Source organism: Methanomassiliicoccales archaeon, from assembly GCA_038740345.1.
Taxonomy (GTDB): Archaea; Thermoplasmatota; Thermoplasmata; order Methanomassiliicoccales; family UBA472; genus JAJRAN01.
In genome coordinates this window covers 35789-54020 of the sequence record JAVYMA010000009.1, presented here as the reverse complement: position 1 = coordinate 54020, position 18232 = coordinate 35789, and the positions used below count along the sequence as shown (strand labels likewise).

Annotated in this window: 22 protein-coding genes; 5 read left to right on the top strand and 17 right to left on the bottom strand. The window is 50.9% G+C overall.

Going from position 1 to position 18232, the window contains the following annotated elements:
- Window positions 1-200 precede the first annotated feature (200 nt).
- The 5 genes from QW520_04610 to QW520_04590 form a co-directional block, all read right to left on the bottom strand.
- Window positions 201-695: an SPFH domain-containing protein gene (locus tag QW520_04610; GenBank protein MEM0449083.1), complete on the bottom strand. Its 495-nt coding sequence runs from the start codon at window positions 693-695 to the stop codon at window positions 201-203.
- 4 nt (window positions 696-699) lie between these two features.
- Window positions 700-1140 carry a hypothetical protein gene (locus tag QW520_04605; protein MEM0449082.1) on the bottom strand — a complete coding sequence of 147 codons (441 nt, stop codon included), beginning with the start codon at window positions 1138-1140 and terminating at the stop codon, window positions 700-702.
- Between the two features lie 166 nt (window positions 1141-1306).
- Window positions 1307-2740: a nucleotide sugar dehydrogenase gene (locus QW520_04600; protein MEM0449081.1), complete on the bottom strand. Its 1434-nt coding sequence runs from the start codon at window positions 2738-2740 to the stop codon at window positions 1307-1309.
- Between the two features lie 82 nt (window positions 2741-2822).
- Entirely contained in the window at window positions 2823-3842 is a 1020-nt protein-coding gene (locus QW520_04595; GenBank protein ID MEM0449080.1) for a GntG family PLP-dependent aldolase, read from the bottom strand.
- A complete protein-coding gene (locus QW520_04590; GenBank protein ID MEM0449079.1) occupies window positions 3839-4819 on the bottom strand; it encodes a Gfo/Idh/MocA family oxidoreductase in 981 nt (326 codons plus the stop codon). The genes QW520_04595 and QW520_04590 overlap by 4 nt, the downstream gene beginning before the upstream one ends.
- Before the next feature lie 122 nt (window positions 4820-4941).
- Here QW520_04590 and QW520_04585 point away from each other — a divergent pair, with 122 nt between their 5' ends.
- Window positions 4942-5124: a Trm112 family protein gene (locus tag QW520_04585; GenBank protein ID MEM0449078.1), complete on the top strand. Its 183-nt coding sequence runs from the start codon at window positions 4942-4944 to the stop codon at window positions 5122-5124.
- A 1-nt stretch (window position 5125) separates the two neighbouring features.
- Here QW520_04585 and QW520_04580 read toward each other — a convergent pair whose 3' ends face one another.
- Window positions 5126-6280 carry a pyridoxal phosphate-dependent aminotransferase gene (locus tag QW520_04580; GenBank protein ID MEM0449077.1) on the bottom strand — a complete coding sequence of 385 codons (1155 nt, stop codon included), beginning with the start codon at window positions 6278-6280 and terminating at the stop codon, window positions 5126-5128.
- 183 nt (window positions 6281-6463) lie between these two features.
- Here QW520_04580 and pdxS point away from each other — a divergent pair, with 183 nt between their 5' ends.
- Entirely contained in the window at window positions 6464-7372 is a 909-nt protein-coding gene (pdxS, locus tag QW520_04575; GenBank protein MEM0449076.1) for a pyridoxal 5'-phosphate synthase lyase subunit PdxS, read from the top strand.
- Here pdxS and QW520_04570 read toward each other — a convergent pair whose 3' ends face one another.
- The 3 genes from QW520_04570 to QW520_04560 form a co-directional block, all read right to left on the bottom strand.
- The gene (locus QW520_04570) at window positions 7373-8029 is read right to left on the bottom strand and encodes a hypothetical protein (GenBank protein ID MEM0449075.1); all 657 of its coding nucleotides are present in this window, start codon (window positions 8027-8029) and stop codon (window positions 7373-7375) included. It lies immediately after the preceding gene.
- Window positions 8026-9096 (bottom strand): formate--phosphoribosylaminoimidazolecarboxamide ligase, encoded by a 1071-nt coding sequence (locus QW520_04565; protein MEM0449074.1) that lies wholly within the window; start codon window positions 9094-9096, stop codon window positions 8026-8028. Before QW520_04565 ends, QW520_04570 begins: the two co-directional genes overlap by 4 nt.
- A 69-nt stretch (window positions 9097-9165) precedes the next feature.
- The gene (locus QW520_04560) at window positions 9166-9675 is read right to left on the bottom strand and encodes a hypothetical protein (GenBank protein MEM0449073.1); all 510 of its coding nucleotides are present in this window, start codon (window positions 9673-9675) and stop codon (window positions 9166-9168) included.
- Window positions 9676-9861: 186 nt separating this feature from the next.
- Between QW520_04560 and QW520_04555 the strand changes: the two genes are divergently transcribed.
- The 3 genes from QW520_04555 (at window position 9862) to QW520_04545 (ending at window position 12795) form a co-directional block, all read left to right on the top strand.
- The gene (locus tag QW520_04555; protein ID MEM0449072.1) at window positions 9862-10458 is read left to right on the top strand and encodes a hypothetical protein; all 597 of its coding nucleotides are present in this window, start codon (window positions 9862-9864) and stop codon (window positions 10456-10458) included.
- Between the two features lie 109 nt (window positions 10459-10567).
- On the top strand, window positions 10568-11896 hold the full coding sequence (locus QW520_04550; protein MEM0449071.1) for a hypothetical protein: 1329 nt from the start codon (window positions 10568-10570) through the stop codon (window positions 11894-11896).
- Entirely contained in the window at window positions 11893-12795 is a 903-nt protein-coding gene (locus QW520_04545) for a glycerol dehydrogenase (protein ID MEM0449070.1), read from the top strand. Before QW520_04550 ends, QW520_04545 begins: the two co-directional genes overlap by 4 nt.
- Here QW520_04545 and QW520_04540 read toward each other — a convergent pair whose 3' ends face one another.
- The 8 genes from QW520_04540 to QW520_04505 all read right to left on the bottom strand — a co-directional run bounded on the left by QW520_04540 (window position 12796) and on the right by QW520_04505 (window position 18111).
- Window positions 12796-13323, bottom strand: a complete 528-nt coding sequence (locus tag QW520_04540) for a zinc ribbon domain-containing protein (GenBank protein ID MEM0449069.1) — start codon at window positions 13321-13323, stop codon at window positions 12796-12798.
- A gap of 57 nt (window positions 13324-13380) precedes the next feature.
- On the bottom strand, window positions 13381-14091 hold the full coding sequence (locus QW520_04535; GenBank protein ID MEM0449068.1) for a hypothetical protein: 711 nt from the start codon (window positions 14089-14091) through the stop codon (window positions 13381-13383).
- Window positions 14092-14152: 61 nt separating this feature from the next.
- Entirely contained in the window at window positions 14153-14965 is an 813-nt protein-coding gene (amrB, locus tag QW520_04530) for an AmmeMemoRadiSam system protein B (protein ID MEM0449067.1), read from the bottom strand.
- Between the two features lie 60 nt (window positions 14966-15025).
- Window positions 15026-15640, bottom strand: coding sequence for a 30S ribosomal protein S2 (rpsB, locus tag QW520_04525; GenBank protein ID MEM0449066.1), 615 nt, complete (start codon window positions 15638-15640; stop codon window positions 15026-15028).
- 14 nt (window positions 15641-15654) lie between these two features.
- Window positions 15655-15828: a DNA-directed RNA polymerase subunit K gene (locus tag QW520_04520; protein MEM0449065.1), complete on the bottom strand. Its 174-nt coding sequence runs from the start codon at window positions 15826-15828 to the stop codon at window positions 15655-15657.
- Window positions 15829-15940: 112 nt separating this feature from the next.
- A complete protein-coding gene (locus tag QW520_04515; GenBank protein MEM0449064.1) occupies window positions 15941-16441 on the bottom strand; it encodes a 3-isopropylmalate dehydratase small subunit in 501 nt (166 codons plus the stop codon).
- A complete protein-coding gene (locus tag QW520_04510) occupies window positions 16438-17697 on the bottom strand; it encodes a 3-isopropylmalate dehydratase large subunit (protein ID MEM0449063.1) in 1260 nt (419 codons plus the stop codon). Before QW520_04510 ends, QW520_04515 begins: the two co-directional genes overlap by 4 nt.
- Window positions 17698-17877: 180 nt before the next feature.
- A complete protein-coding gene (locus QW520_04505; GenBank protein ID MEM0449062.1) occupies window positions 17878-18111 on the bottom strand; it encodes a CBS domain-containing protein in 234 nt (77 codons plus the stop codon).
- Window positions 18112-18232: the final 121 nt, after the last annotated feature.

Below are 18232 nucleotides of genomic sequence, written 5' to 3'. Positions count from 1 at the left end.
CCCTTAGAGCCGTGCATAACGGACCAAATTGCTCCTCTGGCCCTGGATATGATATACACTGGCCCGACGCACCAGTATCAAAAGCCACCTCATATAAACATTTGCTGATGTAGCAAAAAGCTGGGGATTTCATTCGCCGCTAGGACGAGCAAAAGAAGGTTGAGAAAAGCGTTTCGCAGAGCAAATAGCAGCATAATGGCTCAGGGTTGTACTTGTAGCAGTAGGGGAAGGCCATTGCCCTGGGGGACGATGATATACTTTATGTTAGAATTAGGATCGCTCAGGGCCTGGATGTACAACCAAGTGAGGTGGTTAAGCGTAACATTGCTGGCATCGGGATCCTGCTGCTTGAACATTTCCATTATAAGCTTAATGGCGACAGCTGAGCCGTACGCCTTTATTATCTGCGCTTGTGCGGAAGCATTCGCATTTATTATGGTGGCGGTGAGATTGCCCTGTGCTAAGACTATTCTTGCCTGCGCCTGATAAGCTGCAGTAATGAGGTATTGCTCAGCCACTTTCTTATCTTCTATGGCCTTGCTTACGCTGTCTGCAGGCCTTACATCCCTGAGAGAGAAGAGCTCCACCACGATATCATGCTCGGCCAATTGCCTGGTGATGTTATCTCTGATGCTGCGCTCCACGGCATTGCGATTCTCTCCTATGATATCCAAGGCATTGTATTGAGCTGCCATACCTCTAGGCACTGCGCTGCATATCTTGCTCCAAGATAGTGTGCTTATGATCTCCATATTTCAGCCTGACGCTGGACGCCTTATCCGCTGGGATGTGATAGATCACGCTTAAAACCATGAATACCTCTAAATTGTCGTTGGAGCGCACGACAATCGAACCGTAATTGTCATCGGCTAAGTCCTGCCCTATGAATTCCACGCTTTGAGAATTGTAGCGGATGAGCTCTATGCTGCAGAGCAGGAAATAAGGGTTTATGTGCCATCGCTCATCCAAAGTGATGCCGATGTATTTCGCGTCTGGAGCTGACGTGACCACCGCCTTGTAGCCTAAGGGAACGCTCGCGAACCATGCCGCGAAAAAGATCAGCAGAAAGACCAAGATTATGGCGATGAAAAGTGCCCTTGCCACTTTGTTCTCTCTTATCCAACTCAGATATTTAGCCATTCTATACACTTCGACTTCCCTTATAGCTGTGGTAAGAAGAGGTAGAATACGCAGTTAGAATGTTCACCTTTCTCAAACTTTTATGTGAATGTTCCGATAGAAATTGATTTCCAGGGGCGTTGAGATAGCCAATATTTTTGCGACGAATCACCTCTTGAGGTCCACCTTAAAATTTGATGATGTGGTCGTTCTTGTCACCTCGTCCGATTCCTTTGTAAACGAACCCTGCCTCAATGAACTTGTCAGGGTCCACCACGTTTCGCCCATCAACTATAACCGGATTGGGACAACCTGATAGACGCTTGAGCTTCAAGGGTTCCAGGCTGTAATACTGAGAATGAGCTGTCAATATGGCAATGGCATCGGCTCCTTCCACAACCTCGTCTAGATCTTTGCTCAAAGGTACACCAGGATAGCTCGGTACGTACGGATCGTGAACTGATGTCCTCGCTCCCGCCTGCACCAACAGATCCCGGTAGGCCTCTGAGGGAGGATTCCTCGCATCATCTGAGTCGTGAATGAACGCCCAACCCAATATGGCAATCTTAGATCCTGTGGGCTTCTTCCCGATTCTTTCCAACGCCCTGACCGTCAAATTGTACATATGGCGCGGCATGAAGTCATTCACCTTCCTTGCCAAAACGTAGATAGACTCTAAACCCTCTGGATAGTCTAGGAAACCACCCTTGAGCTTCACCCCACGCTCCAAATGATAAGTGTCCTTGGTGAGGCAATGCCCCCCAACCCCCGCACCTGGCCAGAGTATGGCACGTGTGACGCCTTCTCCCTTCAGACTATCTATGCCCGTCCTCACATCATAGACGTTCACCCCCATAGCCTCGCAATACAAGGCCAACTGATTGACAGCTGCTATCTGCAGATCCCTGAAGGTATTCTCGGCAGTCTTGGTCACCTCGGCCGCGGTGGCAGTCATCTTGATTATCTTACCTTTTGTAAGCACAGGAGCGTATAGCTCTGCGGCACGTTCGGTGCTGACCTCGTCTATCCCACCCACTATCCTATCGTGCTCACGAATGTTCCTGATGAGCCGGCCGACCATCACCCTTTCTGGGGCGTGCGCCAGAGCAAAGTCTTCTCCAGCCACCAATCCAGATTCCTCCTCCAATAACTGCTTTGCCATTCCCTCAGTTGTCCCAGGCGTAACCGTGGACTCAAGTACCACAAGCATCCCTTCTCTCAGATTGCGCCCTACGTTGCGGAGGCCCTCATTCAAAGCGCTGAAATCCGGAACTAGATCCTTGGGATTGGCGAAGGGTGTTTGTATGGCCAGCGTGACCGCATCCAACTCAGAAATCCTAGAGAAATCAGATGTGCATTGGAACTTACGCGCCGCCACCACCTTTTTCAAGAGCTCCTCCAGACCGGGCTCGTTGCCTTTAAGGGGGCTCTCTCCCCGATTGAGCATGTCTATTTTATGCCCCGAGGAACTGGAGGCGCGCTGGAATCCTAGCACCAATTCGAAATGGGGAACGTCAGCGAAAAGTACAGCAGCAGGAATCCCTACATATCCCATTCCCACTACGCCGACTTTCTTGATAGGCCCCCTTTTCGATATCAACGACCGTAATTTCGACGTCATGACAGCACTGCATAGCGCTGCCTGACTTAATGATTTTTCAGCGTGTTGTCGAAAAGGGCGAGATTCCTCATTAGAAAAACTTCTATGATGTGGGAGCGAGTCTGGTTAGCGCTTCCTCTACATCCTCCTGGGTGATTCCATAATGAGTAACAAACCTTACAATCGTTTTTCCAAATGAAGAGCACAGGACACCTTTCTTCTTAGCCTGAGACACATAATCACTAGCTTTCATAGGGGAGACATCCACCAAGACGATGTTGGTCTGAACAGTGGACATGTCGACGCTTAAGCCGTGTTCCGCTAACCCTCTAGCAAGAACTTTTGCATTGTCATGATCCTCTTTCAGGCGCTCCACCATGCTCTCCAAGGCGACTATGCCTGGAGCAGCGATAATGCCTGCCTGTCTCATCCCCCCTCCTAGCATCTTCCGATTCTTCCTGGCTCGATCGATGAAGTCCTTATCCCCGACAATGACCGAGCCTACAGGACACGCCAGCCCTTTGGAGAGACAGAAGGTTATGCTGTCCACGTGCCTCGCGAAATCCTTAGGTCCCACATCCAAGGCCACGCAGGCGTTGAAAATTCTTGCTCCATCTATGTGGACCTTCATACCGCGATCATGGGCTGAGGCCGCCACTTCCTCCACTTGCCGGGGCGTCCAGCAGCATCCCCCCGCCCGGTTGTGCGTATTCTCTATAGCCACCAAGGCGGGATTGGGATAATGCAGCTCTCTTCCTCTAAAACTGGCTTCTAGTTGTTCTGCGGTGAAGACCCCTCTCTCACCTTTTATTAAACGAGGAATGACGCCTGCAACTGAAGATATCCCTCCTACCTCATAATAATAGATGTGAGCCTCCGCTTCGCAGAACATCTCATCCCCATGGCGACAATGTGTCATCACCGAAATCAAGTTGCCCGCTGTTCCGCTTGGTACTAAAAGCGCCGCCTCCTTTCCAAAGCGATCCGCCGCCATGCGTTCTAGTCGGTTGACCGTGGGATCCTCTCTCGCCACATCGTCCCCTAACTCCGCCTCCTGGATAGCTCGCATCATATCCTTCGTGGGCAGAGTGACGGTGTCACTGCGGAGATCGATGAACCTCACCACTGCACCTCCACCTTATGACCTGATTGCAGGGACCTTATTGCCGCTTCGCAGATGCGCAGATCCTGTAGCGCATCCCTTCCTCCCGCCCGGGGTTGGCTTCCGCTCTTGGCCGCTCTTAAGAAATCCTCCAGCTCACGTTTTAGAGGTTCCTCCTTCTTGACGGAGATGCGACGCACGTCTGTCTCCAGTGGCACTCGGAAGGCATCTGCCATATCGAAGTCCTTGGTGGTGGAGGAGGATACCTCCAAACTTTGATCCATGTAATCCAGCTGCACGAACCCTCCGCTGCACGTAAGCGATACCTTGCGGACCTTCATGGGCGTGAGCCAATTAACTTCCACGAAGGCCACGATGCCACCCTCCATTTCCAAAAGCAGGTTGGCATGGTCCTCGAAGGAGGAGCTGTTGAATCTTCCCCCTAAAGCGTAAACACTCCGAGCCTCCATTCCTGTCATGTATCTCAACACATCGACATCGTGAATACCAAGGTCCATCACCACTCCCACATCCCTTACCCTCGCAGGGAAGGAGGACACTCTCCTGGAAGCGAAAGTTATAACCTTACCGAAGCGCCCCTCTCGCAGAGCTTCTCTAGCCGCCGAGACTACTGGGTTGGACCGTTCCACGAAACCTGCAGCCAAAGTCACCCCCTGCCTCTCGGCCAAGGTGCATAATTCTTCTGCGGTACTTGAATCTCCAGTGAACGGTTTCTCCACTAGAAGATGACGCCCTGCCAGGATAGTTCTTCGCGCAATCTCATGATGCTTGCTAGTTATGGTGCATACGCTGACCGCTTCCGTCTCAGCTAAAATGCTCTCGATGGAGTCGAAGGCCTTCACTCCGAAACGTTCCGCCACTTTCTTACATTGTGCTCGATCAACATCATACACGCCGATCAGGTTGGATATCTCCGAATATATGCGAGCGTGATTCTGGCCCATGGAACCGACGCCAATGACCCCCGTGTTGAGCATGGACCGCAATCTCACAAGGCAATAATTAATCCATCTCCCCCTTTTCTCCTCATTTACATAATAAAAATGTGGGTGTATGCACAGTATTTTATGGTGAGGGCTGCATTCCAAAATGAGGCGAAATGAAACCGTCCCTAATGCAAATATTAGCGTGCCCTAAATGCAAGCATCATCCTTTGGACCTAAAGGTAATCAAGGAAGAGGGGGGAGAGGTGATAGAAGGCGAAATCACTTGTCCCAGGTGCAGAATAGACTACCCTATCGAGGATGCCATACCCAATATGCTGCTTCCAGAGGAACGTTGATTTAGACCTTAGCCAGCGCTTCTTTGATACGTTGCATTCCTTCGATTAGGTGCTGCGTGCTAGCCGCATAGGAGATTCTTATGTGTCCTTCTCCAGAAGGACCGAAGGTAGAGCCGGGGGTTACAGCTACATGAGCCTCTTGGAGCAGATACATGGTCAGCTCCTCTGAGTTCATGTCCAGGGAATATTTGGGGAACATGTAGAAAGCGCCCCTGGGTCTAGGGCAGCTCAGCTGAGGTATTTCCGAAAGTAGTTGGTAAACTAGGTCCCGCCTAGCCCTGAACTCATCGACCATCGCCTTAACGCAATTCTGGGGCCCTAAAAGAGCTTCCACCCCAGCCACTTGCGCGAAGGAGGTGGCGTTCGTCACCGATTGCGTCTGCAGCTTGTTAATCTCCTTGGTGATGTCTGGAGGAGCTATAACCCAGCCTAGACGCCAACCTGTCATGGCATAAGTCTTGGAGAATCCGTTGACCGTGATAGTGCGCTCGAACATTCCTGGTTGAGCGGCGAAACTGTGATGCTTCCCCTCGAAAATTATCTTCTCGTACGTTTCATCCGAGAGTAGAAGGAGATCGTGATCCTTGGCCAAATCAGATATGCCTTTCACATCGCTCTCCTCCAGGACCGAGCCCAAGGGATTGGATGGCGAGTTGCTGAGAATCATTCGAGTTTTAGGCGTTATGGCCTCTGCGACATCTTCTGGTAGAATCCTATAGTCGTTTTCAGGCAAGGCCTTCACATACTTTGGTGTGCCCCCAGCCAAAAGAACTAAGGCCTCGAAGGTCCCCCAACATGGGTCCGGTAAAATTACCTCGTCCCCCTCATCCACTAATGCGAGGAAGGCCATGAAAAGCGCGTGCTTGGTTGGTGTGATGATGACGTGCTGCGCTTCGCAGGGGATGCCGTTCTCTTTCCTTGACTTATTCGCTACCGCCGCGCGCAGTTCGGGTATCCCCGGTGATGGAGTGTAATGCGTGAAATGGTCTTGGAGGGCTTTGATTGCAGCTTGGGTTATGTTGTCAGGTGTATCGAAATCAGGTTCTCCCACCGAGAAATTGATGATGTCAGTGCCCTCAGACCGCAAATTGCTGACCAAATTAGATATGCGCACCGTTCCTGATTCTGGAACGCGCTGCATGCGCCTTGCTACCATCCCAGAGGCCATGCTTGAGAGCGTATTTTAGGCTTTGCAGTGAAGTTTTGGTCCCCTGAATTGAAAAATAGAAAAAATGCTGAGCTCCAAGTAATGCTCTTAAATGTCTCACGTGCAACTTTCAAATGTATCACATGCAAGGTTCTTATACGATATGAATATTAGAGAATTCGGTGACCAATCATGCCTTTCGAATTGGACATGACTAAGCTCCGCTTCGGCACCGAGCTGGTCAAGAGAGGATTCGCCAAGATGCAGCAGGGCGGGGTGGTCATGGACGTGACCAATGCGGAACAGGCGGGCATCGCTGAGGACGCAGGTGCGGTAGCGGTAATGGCCTTGGAGAGAGTGCCTGCCGACATCCGCGCCCAGGGCGGCGTGGCCAGGATGGCCGACCCTCTGAAGATATTGGAGATTATGGACAGCGTCACCATTCCTGTAATGGCCAAATGCAGAATTGGTCATTTCGTGGAGGCGCAGATATTGGAGGCGCTGTCAGTGGACATGATAGATGAGTCTGAGGTTCTGACTCCAGCAGATCCATTCTTCCATGTGGACAAGCGCAAATTCAGGGTTCCCTTCGTATGCGGGGCAAGGGATTTAGGCGAAGCGCTGAGGCGCATAGATGAAGGAGCAGCGATGATACGCACCAAAGGTGAAGCCGGCACAGGAAATGTGATTGAAGCGGTTAGGCACCAGCGCATGATAATGTCTCAGATTCGTGAGCTCAAGGGTAAAGAGCCAGAGGAACTCACGGCCATAGCGCGCAAGATCGAGGCCCCTCTTTATCTCGTTAAGGAGGTGGCTGAGATGCAGCGCCTACCAGTGATCAATTTCGCTGCGGGGGGCATAGCCACACCCGCCGATGCAGCGTTGATGATGCAATTGGGCTCTGATGGTGTATTCGTTGGGTCTGGCATCTTCAAATCCGATAACCCCGAGGAGAGAGCCAGGGCTATCGTGGAGGCTGTTACTAACTACGATGACCCTCAAGTGCTCGCAGAGGTATCAAAAGGTCTTGGCGAGGCCATGAGGGGAATCGATATCTCCGCAATAAAGCCTGAGCAGCGCCTGCAGGAACGAGGATGGTGATTAGGGTAAGGCTTTAAGCACCTGTGATGTGACATCTGGCACTGTGAGAAGCTCTTCACCCAAAGAGAGGACTACGTCAGCGAGCTGATATACCGGGCTGCGATAATCTCCCTCTGGGAATCCGCCTATCAATATGGCCAAATGCTTTTCCTTAGCGCCCCTCAAAGCCTTCTTAGGCTCTTTGCAGTCTCCATGGGGGCTAAGCGCTACACACAGATCTGGATTTAGCTCCTTTAGCAAGTCCGTTAAGGTCAGATTCTCCCTTAGGCTCATGCCCTTCTCCCCCTCCCCCCATGTGCCCTGGGATAGCAGCTCACTCACCTGCGCGAGGAAAGACATGTAGTTACGCTCGGGCATGAATTCAGGGCCTACCTGAATCACCTCGTCCGCTCGGGTGTGCACATAGGATCTAAGCCAGCCTTCACGCCGCGGGCGTGAATCCTGAGCCAGAAGCAGGAAGGAATGCACGATGTCCGGCCGCCCACGACGCGAACCGCTCTCCAATCCTTCTAGGATATGGCGGTGAATGTAGCTATCTAGAACCAACACTTGCTCCAAGTCCCCCTTCTCCACACCACATACCCTCGGCATTGAGTGAGCAGGGCAATGACCAGGTATTCGCTCCAACTCTGCGTCTACCAACACTAGGGATATCATGATATTATCTTATGCAGCATGTCCCTTTCAAGACCTAAGCGTATCTCTCGCGCTATTCTCCTTCCTGTGGACATTCCAGGCTCAATCAGATCCGAGTAGGGAGAGCCGGATACGAAAGGATTGCTGCCAGCCACTATTCTTGAGGAGATCTCGAAGACCTTGAACTGCAACTGATCGGTGACGATTGATTCCAGGCAGAACGGCCCTATCATCCCTCCAAAGAGCTCTTTGGCGCGGCGCACCACTCGCTCTCCCATCTCGAAGACCTTAGGCAACAAGGACTCTCGAATGACCACAGGCACGTTGCCTGTGACCACGAAGGTAGGGAAATATCCCAGGCGCTTGAGCTCCTCAGAAGCTCCCAATTTATACATTTCATCTATGTTACTCTCATCCCGCCTGTCCATGGAGAGCAATTCTAGCGTGCCATCCTCTACCCTGTATCCTTCTTGCTTGATGGGAGAGTGGAAGAAGTGCAGATAATACCTAGTTCCAAGTATATACTCCTGGATGGTGTAAGGCTGCGATAGGTCTATGCCCATCTTGAACTCAGGGTAGTCCTTGGCGATGAAGAATCCTCTGCCGCCCTTGGCGCCGTGATATTTCACCAAAACAGGACGGTCTATCTTCTTGGCATCCTCCACTTTCGCGGGCATGTCGATGCCTGCAGACTCCAGCCATTCGCGCATCTTGTCCCGGTCGGACTCCCATCCAAGCACCCTTCTGTTGCCGAAAGTGGGAACGGCCATGGACTCAAAGCGGTCTGTCCCCATATACTCAACGAAGGAGCCATGTGGTATTATGATCACATTTCGGGCTAGTAACTCGTCGGCCTTGTCTACGAGCTCTTGATAGGTGGAAAGACGAAGAAACTCGTCTGGTTTCGCCAACGGGAAGGCATCATAGAACTTGGTGTTCTGGGTGACTGCGATGCCCAAAGTGCGGAAACCTTCCTTGCGCGCACCATTGAAAATTTGCATGGAGGAATGGGAGCAAAGAGTTGCGATGGTGATCTTAGACCGATCGTACTCCTCAAGTATCTTGAGAATTCTTTCCTTCTCGACCATATCGTAGTATTCGCCTCCGTGATTTAAACATTACCATTCCACTGGCCACGGACCTTATAGTCGGTAGCCTCACACAACGTAGATGCCGAAGTATTTCGCGAGAAAGATTACGATCATGCATCGGTTTATCGCAGCCAAGAAATTAACAATGGTAAAGTAACCTGGCGTCATCACTCCATTCTTGTTGAAAATAGAGAAGAGATATATTGGTACGGTATCGGTCATGATAGGAATGCTGAGGAGAATGTAAAGCCCAAAATACCAAGTCTTGGCCACGAATTTTTCCATGAGATCCACGAACCAAGCGAAAAACTTGAACCGCCGAGACCATCTGTAGACGGCTTTCTCCACCTTTAGACCGAGATAGAAGACTATGACGCATCCCGTGGCTTTGCCGGCGGCGACTATGAATGATTTTGTCAGTATACCTAATGAAGGCGCCAGAAACAATCCGAATTCTACTGGCACGGGCAAGATCACAGCTGTGGCTATGGCATATAAGTATAGGACTAGAGCATATTCCAAGGGATTGTCCGCGAGGGATTGGAGGAAACCCATCAATATGCCGATGATGTCCACGGCAACAGATGATGAGCGGTGCAGAAAAAGGTTTGTTCTCCAATAATAGACGCCGAAACATCATTAAGCGGAGCTTGTGCAGCCAACTGTAATAAACGCCCCTATCCAGCATGTTTATCCTGTCAGCAATCTTTTTATGGTCGAATAGGGATAATCCCCATTCAGTATTGGAAGGGGATTTTGAACATGGGAGACAAGGATTGGTTCGCGGAGCTAGATGCCGAGCTCCAGAAGCAGACCGAGTCCATCACCAGGGACCTGGCCGAGATAAACAATCAGAAAAGACTCCTGAACAAGACCTTGATTGAGGACTTCTGGAAGATACTGATGCGTTTTGGCAAGATAAATGTGAACATGACGATGGAGCCTTCGCATGAGTCCTTCGCCGTTTTCGAGGTCTACCCAGATATCTGGCATTTTAAAGAGGGGTTCAATTTCGCGGCTGTCAACAGCCTTCAGCTGGTTGACAGGACAAGCGATCAAGGGCGTATGGGAGACTCCTTAAAGGTATGGTACTATTCGGTGGATTCCACGCCACATATCCGCATGATATTCGAATATTGCGAAGGAGAACATTATTATAAATATGCTGGCTGGAAACGCATATTCGCTCAATTTGTCATATATGATGCGCCAGTCAACAAGGCCGATTTGGACAAAATACACGAAAGGATGGGGGATGTGGTAAAGGCCTGGTATGAAAGCCATTTGCGCCGCAACCGGGACATTATAATAAAGCATCTCAAAGAGAATTACGAAAGGGGCGAGACTTTCACCGAATGAGGCTTGTCTCCCGCTCTTCCCTTACAGGCACTTTCATTCACCCCGGGTAAGATAATTTTAAAGTCAACCTAGATAAGGTTCCTTGGCCTAGTGCCAACGAGGTTTAACCATGGATAAAGAAGAGCTCGCACCCCATATAGCAGAGATTTCCCGGGTGCTAGGGAAAAAAGCGGACGAGGAACAGATAGCAAGGGAGCTTGCGACCTACCTCAACCTTTATAGATTATCGCTGGAGCCAGCTAAGCGTGCCGTGGTGCGCAAATTGGGCGGGGATCCCAATGAACTTAGTCAAGGAACCCGCAAGAAGATTTCAGAGGTCTCCGGAAACGAGCAGAACGTAGATCTTTTAGTGAAGGTCATATCCGCAAATCGTAAAGAGATAGAGCAAGAGGGACAGAAAAGAACGATTATTTATGGTTTGATGGCAGATGAGACGGGCACCCTGCCATACACAGCATGGGACGCAGAGCGGTTCCCATTGGAGAAAGGTCAAGTGCTTCTGGTGCGCAACGCCTATTCAAAAGAGTGGAACGGGAAGCCGCAGCTCAATCTCGGAGCTAGAGCTAGAATCGAAGCGCATCCCCAGGATTCTATGTATCTGCCTGAGGGCATGGATATATCTATGACCTCACCAAGGGTAGTGAAAATCGCCGAACTCCAAGAAGGGATGAGTGGAGTGACCGTCACCGCAAAGGTTTTGCGAGTGGAGAGCAGAAAGGTGGAGACGCAGGAAGGCATAAGGACGGTTTATTCTGGAGTATTAGTGGACGAGACGGGAAGCGTTCAGTTCTCATCCTGGCATGATTTCGAGTTGAAAGCAGATGACGTTTTGCGCATAAAGGGTGCTTATGTGCGCTCTTGGCGTGGGATACCGCAGTTGAGCTTCGGGGAAAGAGCCATAGTTGAGAAAGTTCAAGGTCAATTGCAAAACTATGTTGGCTTAGGTAATCCCAGAGTTAGGGAAATCGATCAATTGGAGAAGGTGGGCGGTGCATTCGATGTGCTGGTCAGAGGCATCGTGGTGGACATAAAGAAGGGCAGTGGTCTCATTCAGAGGTGTCCCCAATGCAATAGATTGGTACAGAACAAGTTGTGCCGTTTACACGGCAAAGTCGAGGGGCACCATGACCTCAGGATAAAAGCGGTAGTGGATGATGGGACTGGGACGCTGACTGTCGTCCTCAACAAGGAAATCACCGAACGGCTAGTGGGCATCACATTGGAACAGGCCTTGAAAATGGCTAAAGAAGCTATGGACCCTGAAGCAGTATTGGAAAAAGTGGAGGAGTGCATGCTTGCGAAGCCCATTGAGGTAAGGGGGAATGTTATAAAGGACGATTACGGCCTGATGATGATAGCCTCCGAAGCCAGTCTCTCAATCCCAGAGGTAAGAGAAGAAGCTACTCGACTTTTAGCTGAGATGGAGGGTGCCCTATGATAGGTCGAGAGATTGCCTGGCGCATTTTCGCGGCTGAGTACAATCAATCCCGCTTGGAGCTTAAGGGAGAGGGGGAAAGGATGCCCTCGTATATCGTCTCTCCGCTAGGAGCCATGCTCAATCGAGTGTTCCTGGTAGGCGTGCTCACGGATCTGGACAATATAGGGACAGGTGATGAGCCCTTATGGAGAGGGCGCTTGCAAGACCCGACTGGCAATTTCTACATCTCTTCTGGGCAATATCAGCCTGAGGCTACCGCGACCCTATCCAAAATGGAGCCGCCGGCCTTCGTGGCTATAGTTGGCAAGGTGCGTACCTATTCGCCTGAGGAGGGGACGATGTACGTATCGGTAAGGCCAGAGAGGGTACGGGTTGTCGAGGCGAAGGAAAGGGACTATTGGGTTCTAGAGACGTGCAAGGCCACCTTGCGCCGCATCGACGTTATGGCTGCGGCCAAAAAGATGGCTGAGCCAAGCCTAGAGGGTTTGATTATGTCCGGGGCCCCACGCGTGCTGGCAGAGGGAGCGGTGAAGGCATTGAGCTTCTATCGGGATATCGACCTTCAACGCTATCGCGGCATGGTTGTGGACGCGCTCAAATTCTTACTTCCAGAATATCAACCTGAGCCCGAAGCAGATATCGCCGCGGCAGAAGTGGATCGCCCAGAGGAAATCGAGGATGAAGAAGAAGCAGAGGCGGTTCAGCAGGCGCGAGAGGATAAAGTATTGACCATAATCACCAAATTAGACAAATCGGGTAAGGGAGCGGCTTGGGATGAGATAATCGAGGAAGTGAAGCGAATAGGAATGGACCGGACGGAGTTGGAGGAAGTGACCAATTCATTGCTTGATAAGGGGTTGGTATATGAGCCTGTATTGGGAAGGATGAAGCGCATCTGATCATCTGAACTCAGGGCGCGATCTTATAAGTAGTATCAAGGCCACCATGCCCATAATCGACCCCTCGAACAAGAATATTCCTCCAGTGAAGAGAGCCATCACCGAGCCGATGATAGCTAGAGGGTAGTATCTTCGCTTCAGAGCGCAAATGCCACCGATAATTGAAAGGGCTCCAGCGCTTGACCAGAAAGCGGCCAAGGCTAAGATAATAGGGTTCATGTCCGGAAGCTGGTCCTGATAGATGGCTTGCACCTCGGCGATGATCTCCTCAGACATTAACAAGACGATGGAGGCCACGGCGAATCCGACCAATCCTGAAAGGAGAAGGAGAATGCCAGCCCAGGTGAGCCTTCTAGTCCGAGCTTGAGCGGAGGGAAAGGGTTGAACATTCGGAGCGCTGGAGGAGGCATAGCTAGAGAATGACGTACTCGTTGTCTGAGCTCCACATCGAGGACAGAAGGAAGTATCTGGACGTAAGTATTCGCCACAGCGAACGCAAAAGGCCGGCCCTGTTGACTCTTGTTGCATGCAGTAACTAAATATAACCAGGTTGAGAAAATATTTCCTCTGATTAAGAATCAGATCTCACCCTTTTAGTAATTGGTCTTCCCAAGCCCATTGCCTATGGAAATGCTCATTCATATCGCGAATCAAGAAGCGATACCAAAGAGCTAGCGGAAAAAAGAATATGAGCGAAGCGATGGCCCAGAATGCATAGCTGTGCCGGTGTACGTCGCTCTTGCCTGAGTTACAATAAGCAGCATGGCTCTGGTTCATCCTGGAATATTCTTGCAGCAGAGAATCCCAGCAGGATTGGTGGACAGCTGATGCGCGGGTGAGATGATAGAGATAATAAAATTCGAAAATGAACCCTACCAAGGGTAGAACGGACATCACTGAGAACAGAGACGAAGGTAACCGCTCAGTCATCTTGGCATCATCTGCCAGTGCTTGGATGTGCTTGGCCTTTTCCTTATCGCTTACAGTGGTGATAAGTTCTTGGCAGATGATGTTTTCTCGTTCAAAGTGAGCTCGCAGGCGTCTAATGAGTTTGAAATTCAACACAGCAGTGATGCAGAAGAAAGCAGTATACATTAGAATGTATCCTAAGATGAAACCTCCAGCACCTGGAACCAGTTGCAGAAGTGAAAGCAATACTGAGAGACCTGCTATCACTCCAAGCGCAGGAAGGTGTTCCCACCAGCCTTTGATGATCTCATCAGTCTGCGCCCTAGAATTCACCGCCTCAGCGATCTTTGCTTCTATTTCGGCCTTATGGCCAATAGGAACCTTCATTCCCGCGCACTTATCCGCATTTAGGGCAGGACAGGATTTGCCTTATTAAAAATTCCTATATTTATCGGCGCACGATTATTCCGGCATAGCCGACCACGTCCTGCATGGGATGCAAGTCTCCTGAGGTAGCATACTTCAGCAGCTCTGCCTTTCTGCCTTGGACGGCTTCCAACATAGCCATGACAGGGCCGTACCCGCACATGGAAACGTCCTTGGAGATTACCACCTGCTCCACCCCAGGGGAATCTAGTGCCAAGATTCTCTCTATGACAGCTCGGTCTTGGCTTTCCGCTTGATGCCTAGGGACATAATGAGAGAAGTCACTGGAGGCTAGCACGATTACATCTTTATCCTTGCAGGCGGTGCGTAGCCTCGCCCCTAATTCCTTCGCAGTCTCATAATCCTGGAAGAGCATGGTTAAGGGAAGGAACTTCACCTCTTTGGAGAAATATTGTATAAAAGGCACCTGCACCTCCACGGAATGCTCATGCTGATGAGCGTAAGGATCCTCATCAACGAATCCACGTAGTCGCCTTACCAACTCCTTATCCACTTGGCACACACCCAATGGGGTCATAAAATCCTCCGAAGTCATGGCCACGCCGGAGCCCAAGCCATGATGGTTAGGCCCTATTATCACAAATGTCTCGGGGAACCCCTCTTTAGCAATAGCCGCATACACATGAGCAGCCACAGGCCCCGAGAACACATACCCCGCATGTGGAACGACGCCTCCTACAATATTTCCCCTGCCCTGAGCCAAGGAAGGTATCTCTCCAGGCCCGAGCTTGCTGCGAAATGATTCCTCAATCTGCTCTCTAAGCGCTTTCTCCTTTGACGAATAGAATTTGCCGGCAACGGCGGGATAGCGCATGCTGACCAATGAAAAATCTAGGGAAATTAGGAATAAAGAGTTTTTGGCTAAGTCACCGGATCATAAAGACGCTTCGAAGTCGTCAATGGTCCTGGTGAATTCCTCGTCCTTGGTAATGACCTTTTTCTCCTTCAGCATCTCCCTAGTCAACAGCCAGTAAACACAAGCTAGGGCTCGGCGCCCTTTGTTATTGGTAGGAATGACGAGATCGACATTTCTCGTCTCGTTGTTAGCATCGCACAGGGCGATGATGGGGATCCCGATGTTGAGCGCCTCGGCCATAGCTTGCTGGTCAGCAGCTGGGTCTGTGACCAGTAATATCTCGGGTTCGATGAAATGGGGAAGGCGGGGGTTGGTGAGCGAACCAGGGATGAACCTTCCTTCCTTGGTGGTCATTGCGCCGATTATACTCGTGAACATCTTCACCGGCTTCTGCCCATATTGCCTAGCAGAGACCACCATTATCCTCTCGGGAGGATAACGGGACAAGAACTTTGCGGCGGTTCTAATGCGCGCGTCCGTCTGCTTCACATCCAAGACGTAAAGGCCATCAGACCTGACCTTGAATATGAACTGCTTCATATCGGCGCTCTTTTGCTGTGTGCCTATGTGAACGCCAGACGTGAGATATACATCCTCTGGTACAAGCAAATCGACTTTTTCCTCTTCGCTCATCAGCAACCCTTCCATCAATCCCTCTTGACATCTATAGGTATGACCTGCCTATCGAACTCCATGCGAGCAATCTCGATGGGATCGATAGTACCCTCTGGTATATCGATGAGAACTGGAGCACCTAATGAGATCTGCAGGGCCCTAGCACCAATGATGCGAGCCTTCTCGAATCTGGTGTACTTCTTCATACAATCACCAATAAGGGGTAAAGCCCCTAATCTTCGTTTTACTTATAAGCTTTTTGCAGTTTAAGGAAAGGTGCTGGCCTTCATTCAGGCAAAAGCCAATATCAGAACATCCTCAGCTTTTCTGCCCCTGCCTAAGCCTCTCTCTGGTATAAGGCACCAATCCTCCTGCATCTAAAATAGCGATTAGAAACTGTGGAATGGGTCTGAAGCGGACCTTCTCCCCTGAAGCCAACCTCATCTCCCCCCCGGTCATGTCGATGCCGATAACCTCCCCAGTGCTGACAAGAGAAACGGCCTCCGGGCAGATTATCGCAGGCAAACCCAAGTTGATGCAGTTGCGGTAGAAAATCCGAGCGAAGCTGGCGGCCACGACGGCGGAGACGCCTGCGCTCTTCAAAGCCATTGGCGCTTGCTCCCTGCTGGAGCCGCAGCCAAAGTTACGCCCCGCGACGATGATATCCCCCTTTCTTACTAAGCGAGGGAAATCTGGATCAGCGTCTTCCATGACATGAGCTGCCAGATTAGCTGGGCTGGGATCGTCCAAGTACCTCCCCGGTATTATCAAATCGGTGTTTATGTGGTCTCCAAACTTCCAAGCCCTCCCCTCTATCATTTGCGGACCTCCCTGGGATCAGCGATCTCCCCTTTAATAGCGCTGGCGGCCACGGTAGCAGGCGAAGCTAAATATATCTCTGCCTGAGGAGAGCCCATTCTTCCTTTGAAATTGCGATTGGTCGTAGATATGCACTTTTCACCTGAAGCCAGGAGTCCTTCATGCGCTCCTAGGCACGGTCCGCAACCAGGATTTAAGATGATAGCGCCTGAGCGTGCAAGCGATGCCAACGTACCATCTTCTAAGGCTAGCAAATACACTTCTTTGGATGCTGGAGCTACGATCATCCTTACCGACTCCGAGACCTTGTGACCGCGAAGGACTCGCTCTGCCTCATGAAGATCTTCAAGTCGGCCGTTAGTGCAAGAACCAATGAATGCCTGATCGATAGGTGTCCCAACGACCTCCTCTACTCCCACCACATTATCCACGGCCTGAGGTCGAGCCACCTGTGGCCCCAAAGAGGACATATCCATCTCCACTATCTCTCTTACCGGGGCATCCACATCGGAGTACACTGGCTCGATAGGAAGATTGGTACGGCTGGAGACGAATTCGAGCGTCTTCCTGTCCGGAAAGCATATGCCTGCCTTGGCGCCCATCTCTACGCTCATATTAGAAAGAACCATACGACTGGAGATTGAAAAACCATCAACGACTGGACCAACGTACTCCACGCATTGATAATCTGCTCCGTCCGCGCCAAGGTCCCCGATTATCCTAAGGGCCACGTCTTTGGCGGAGGTGCATGCAGGAAGGGGGCCGCTCAACACCAACCGCAACGTCTCCGGAACCCTGAGCCATAGCTCTCCTGTGGCCCATACTGAGGCCATTTCCGTTGCGCCAATGCCAGTGGAGAATGCGCCCAAAGCGCCGTAAGTGGTGGTATGCGAATCCGTGCCTACGACCAGCATCCCCGGCATGATGTGCCCTTTTTCCGGGAGCACCTGATGGCAGACCCCCTCCCGAAGGTCATAGAAGTAAGGCAGCTTTGAGGAGCGTGCGAATTCGCGTACGATTTTGTGCCCTTCAGCGGCCTTAATAGTGCTAGCAGGCACCCGATGGTCGAAGAGAATCACTACTCGTTTCGGTTCCCAGATGCTCTCAGCCCCCATCTCTTTAAAGGCCTTCAGCACCAAAAGGGAGTTCTCATGCGACATGGCCAGGTCTATCTTGGCCGTTACGATTTCTCCAGCTTGGGCACGCCTACCACTGGCACGCGAAAGTACCTTCTCGGCGAAGGTCATATGCTCCATGAGGTCAAGAACCAGGATGCCGATAGATAACAATGTTGGTCCCCGCTTCGTCCTTGTGACACAGGATCACTTTCTTACTGGCTAATCTGGCTAGAAGAATTTCATCCCTTTCAACGCGATGGAGAAATAATGGAAAAGATCCTGCTATGCGAGGCACCCAATCACCCTGCCATCTTTGTCTTATACATAGAGATGATGGATTTTTCTTTGCGCCAGGAGTGGAAGGCCTTCTTCCAAGGGCATGTCTGGAGTAATTGTCAGTACGGGACTGGTCATTACCTGGTCCACGCTTTGATACAGGAATTTGGAACGGGAGTCGAAGTAATGACGAAGCGAATCACGCTCCGTGAACATGCCAACCAGGCGCCCACCCTTGTCTATGACCAAGACGCTTCCCACATCATCCTCGACCATGAGTTCTATCGCTCAAATTACCATGTCCTGGGCTCGATTCGTTCCCACTTAAAAGGCATGCAATCGCGAACTAGTGGAATACTCATGAATACTGACTACATTCAGTCCTTAGAGGGCTATG

Coding starts and splice junctions, on each gene's coding strand:
- pdxS (MEM0449076.1), top strand. CDS start 6,464: ATGCCTTTCGAATTGGACATGACTAAGCTCCGCTTCGGCACCGAGCTG.
- rpsB (MEM0449066.1), bottom strand. CDS start 15,640: ATGAGCGAAGAGGAAAAAGTCGATTTGCTTGTACCAGAGGATGTATAT.
- QW520_04600 (MEM0449081.1), bottom strand. CDS start 2,740: ATGACGTCGAAATTACGGTCGTTGATATCGAAAAGGGGGCCTATCAAG.
- QW520_04510 (MEM0449063.1), bottom strand. CDS start 17,697: ATGGAGCATATGACCTTCGCCGAGAAGGTACTTTCGCGTGCCAGTGGT.
- QW520_04570 (MEM0449075.1), bottom strand. CDS start 8,029: ATGATATCCCTAGTGTTGGTAGACGCAGAGTTGGAGCGAATACCTGGT.
- QW520_04505 (MEM0449062.1), bottom strand. CDS start 18,111: ATGGTCGAGGATGATGTGGGAAGCGTCTTGGTCATAGACAAGGGTGGG.
- QW520_04550 (MEM0449071.1), top strand. CDS start 10,568: ATGGATAAAGAAGAGCTCGCACCCCATATAGCAGAGATTTCCCGGGTG.
- QW520_04605 (MEM0449082.1), bottom strand. CDS start 1,140: ATGGCTAAATATCTGAGTTGGATAAGAGAGAACAAAGTGGCAAGGGCA.
- QW520_04535 (MEM0449068.1), bottom strand. CDS start 14,091: ATGAAGGTTCCTATTGGCCATAAGGCCGAAATAGAAGCAAAGATCGCT.
- QW520_04555 (MEM0449072.1), top strand. CDS start 9,862: ATGGGAGACAAGGATTGGTTCGCGGAGCTAGATGCCGAGCTCCAGAAG.
- QW520_04515 (MEM0449064.1), bottom strand. CDS start 16,441: ATGATAGAGGGGAGGGCTTGGAAGTTTGGAGACCACATAAACACCGAT.
- amrB (MEM0449067.1), bottom strand. CDS start 14,965: ATGCGCTATCCCGCCGTTGCCGGCAAATTCTATTCGTCAAAGGAGAAA.
- QW520_04545 (MEM0449070.1), top strand. CDS start 11,893: ATGATAGGTCGAGAGATTGCCTGGCGCATTTTCGCGGCTGAGTACAAT.
- QW520_04610 (MEM0449083.1), bottom strand. CDS start 695: ATGGCAGCTCAATACAATGCCTTGGATATCATAGGAGAGAATCGCAAT.
- QW520_04590 (MEM0449079.1), bottom strand. CDS start 4,819: ATGCTCAACACGGGGGTCATTGGCGTCGGTTCCATGGGCCAGAATCAC.
- QW520_04565 (MEM0449074.1), bottom strand. CDS start 9,096: ATGGTCGAGAAGGAAAGAATTCTCAAGATACTTGAGGAGTACGATCGG.
- QW520_04585 (MEM0449078.1), top strand. CDS start 4,942: ATGAAACCGTCCCTAATGCAAATATTAGCGTGCCCTAAATGCAAGCAT.
- QW520_04540 (MEM0449069.1), bottom strand. CDS start 13,323: ATGCAACAAGAGTCAACAGGGCCGGCCTTTTGCGTTCGCTGTGGCGAA.
- QW520_04580 (MEM0449077.1), bottom strand. CDS start 6,280: ATGGTAGCAAGGCGCATGCAGCGCGTTCCAGAATCAGGAACGGTGCGC.
- QW520_04520 (MEM0449065.1), bottom strand. CDS start 15,828: ATGAAGAAGTACACCAGATTCGAGAAGGCTCGCATCATTGGTGCTAGG.